General features: G+C 56.4%; 1 rRNA gene. It reads left to right on the forward strand.

Going from position 1 to position 3180, the window contains the following annotated elements:
- The first annotated feature begins 33 nt into the window (after window positions 1-33).
- Window positions 34-3158 (forward strand): 23S ribosomal RNA (locus ACIOMQ_RS41345).
- The last annotated feature ends 22 nt before the right edge of the window (window positions 3159-3180 follow it).

Consider the following 3180-nt stretch of genomic DNA (forward strand, 5'->3'; position numbering starts at 1 on the left):
CTTGAGAACTGCACAGTGGACGCGAGCATCTGTGGCCAAGTTTTTAAGGGCGCACGGTGGATGCCTTGGCACCAGGAACCGATGAAGGACGTGGGAGGCCACGATAGGCCCCGGGGAGCTGTCAACCGAGCTTTGATCCGGGGGTGTCCGAATGGGGAAACCCGGCAGTCGTCATGGGCTGTCACCCGCTGCTGAACACATAGGCAGTGTGGAGGGAACGAGGGGAAGTGAAACATCTCAGTACCCTCAGGAAGAGAAAACAACCGTGATTCCGGGAGTAGTGGCGAGCGAAACTGGATGAGGCCAAACCGTATGCGTGTGATACCCGGCAGGGGTTGCGCATGCGGGGTTGTGGGATCTCTCTTTCATAGTCTGCCGGCTGTGAGACGAGTCAGAAACCGTTGATGTAGGCGAAGGACATGCGAAAGGTCCGGCGTAGAGGGTAAGACCCCCGTAGCTGAAACATTGACGGCTCGTTTGAGAGACACCCAAGTAGCACGGGGCCCGAGAAATCCCGTGTGAATCTGGCGGGACCACCCGCTAAGCCTAAATATTCCCTGGTGACCGATAGCGGATAGTACCGTGAGGGAATGGTGAAAAGTACCGCGGGAGCGGAGTGAAATAGTACCTGAAACCGTGTGCCTACAAGCCGTGGGAGCGTCGCTGTTGTTCTTCGGAGCAACAGTCGTGACTGCGTGCCTTTTGAAGAATGAGCCTGCGAGTTTGCGGTGTGTTGCGAGGTTAACCCGTGTGGGGAAGCCGTAGCGAAAGCGAGTCCGAATAGGGCGGTTGAGTAGCACGCTCAAGACCCGAAGCGGAGTGATCTAGCCATGGGCAGGTTGAAGCGGAGGTAAGACTTCGTGGAGGACCGAACCCACCAGGGTTGAAAACCTGGGGGATGACCTGTGGTTAGGGGTGAAAGGCCAATCAAACTCCGTGATAGCTGGTTCTCCCCGAAATGCATTTAGGTGCAGCGTCGTGTGTTTCTTGCCGGAGGTAGAGCACTGGATAGGCGATGGGCCCTACCGGGTTACTGACCTTAGCCAAACTCCGAATGCCGGTAAGTGAGAGCGCGGCAGTGAGACTGTGGGGGATAAGCTCCATGGTCGAGAGGGAAACAGCCCAGAGCATCGACTAAGGCCCCTAAGCGTACGCTAAGTGGGAAAGGATGTGGAGTCGCAGAGACAACCAGGAGGTTGGCTTAGAAGCAGCCACCCTTGAAAGAGTGCGTAATAGCTCACTGGTCAAGTGATTCCGCGCCGACAATGTAGCGGGGCTCAAGCGTACCGCCGAAGTCGTGTCATTCACACATGAAGGGCCAACGCCTGTGTGGATGGGTAGGGGAGCGTCGTGTGCCGGGTGAAGCAGCCGCGGAAGCGAGTTGTGGACGGTTCACGAGTGAGAATGCAGGCATGAGTAGCGATACACACGTGAGAAACGTGTGCGCCGATTGACTAAGGGTTCCTGGGTCAAGCTGATCTGCCCAGGGTAAGTCGGGACCTAAGGCGAGGCCGACAGGCGTAGTCGATGGACAACCGGTTGATATTCCGGTACCCGCTTTGAAACGCCCAGTACTGAATCAGGCGATGCTAAGTCCGTGAAGCCGGCCCGATCTCTTCGGAGTTGAGGGTAGTGGTGGAGCCGATGAACCAGACTTGTAGTAGGTAAGCGATGGGGTGACGCAGGAAGGTAGTCCAGCCCGGGCGGTGGTTGTCCCGGGGTAAGGGTGTAGGCCGTGTGGTAGGTAAATCCGTCACACATTGAGGCTGAGACCTGATGCCGAGCCGATTGTGGTGAAGTGGATGATCCTATGCTGTCGAGAAAAGCCTCTAGCGAGTTTCATGGCGGCCCGTACCCTAAACCGACTCAGGTGGTCAGGTAGAGAATACCGAGGCGTTCGGGTGAACTATGGTTAAGGAACTCGGCAAAATGCCCCCGTAACTTCGGGAGAAGGGGGGCCATCACTGGTGATTGGATTTGCTCCATGAGCTGGGGGTGGCCGCAGAGACCAGCGAGAAGCGACTGTTTACTAAAAACACAGGTCCGTGCGAAGCCGTAAGGCGATGTATACGGACTGACGCCTGCCCGGTGCTGGAACGTTAAGGGGACCGGTTAGCCGACTTTCGGGTTGGCGAAGCTGAGAACTTAAGCGCCAGTAAACGGCGGTGGTAACTATAACCATCCTAAGGTAGCGAAATTCCTTGTCGGGTAAGTTCCGACCTGCACGAATGGCGTAACGACTTCTCGACTGTCTCAACCATAGGCCCGGTGAAATTGCACTACGAGTAAAGATGCTCGTTTCGCGCAGCAGGACGGAAAGACCCCGGGACCTTTACTACAGTTTGATATTGGTGTTCGGTTCGGCTTGTGTAGGATAGGTGGGAGACTTTGAAGCGGCCACGCCAGTGGTTGTGGAGTCGTCGTTGAAATACCACTCTGGTCGTGCTGGATGTCTAACCTGGGTCCGTGATCCGGATCAGGGACAGTGTCTGATGGGTAGTTTAACTGGGGCGGTTGCCTCCTAAAGAGTAACGGAGGCGCCCAAAGGTTCCCTCAGCCTGGTTGGCAATCAGGTGTTGAGTGTAAGTGCACAAGGGAGCTTGACTGTGAGACCGACGGGTCGAGCAGGGACGAAAGTCGGGACTAGTGATCCGGCAGTGGCTTGTGGAAGCGCTGTCGCTCAACGGATAAAAGGTACCCCGGGGATAACAGGCTGATCTTCCCCAAGAGTCCATATCGACGGGATGGTTTGGCACCTCGATGTCGGCTCGTCGCATCCTGGGGCTGGAGTCGGTCCCAAGGGTTGGGCTGTTCGCCCATTAAAGCGGTACGCGAGCTGGGTTTAGAACGTCGTGAGACAGTTCGGTCCCTATCCGCTGTGCGCGTAGGAATATTGAGAAGGGCTGTCCCTAGTACGAGAGGACCGGGACGGACGAACCTCTGGTGTGCCAGTTGTTCTGCCAAGGGCATGGCTGGTTGGCTACGTTCGGAAAGGATAACCGCTGAAAGCATCTAAGCGGGAAGCCTGCTTCGAGATGAGTATTCCCACCAACTTGATTGGTTAAGGCTCCCAGTAGACGACTGGGTTGATAGGCCAGATGTGGAAGCCTGGTAACGGGTGGAGCTGACTGGTACTAATAGGCCGAGGGCTTGTCCTCAGTTGCTCGCGTCCACTGTGTT

Origin of the sequence: Streptomyces sp. NPDC087845 (assembly GCF_044742755.1) — a bacterium.
Lineage (GTDB): Bacteria > Actinomycetota > Actinomycetes > Streptomycetales > Streptomycetaceae > Streptomyces.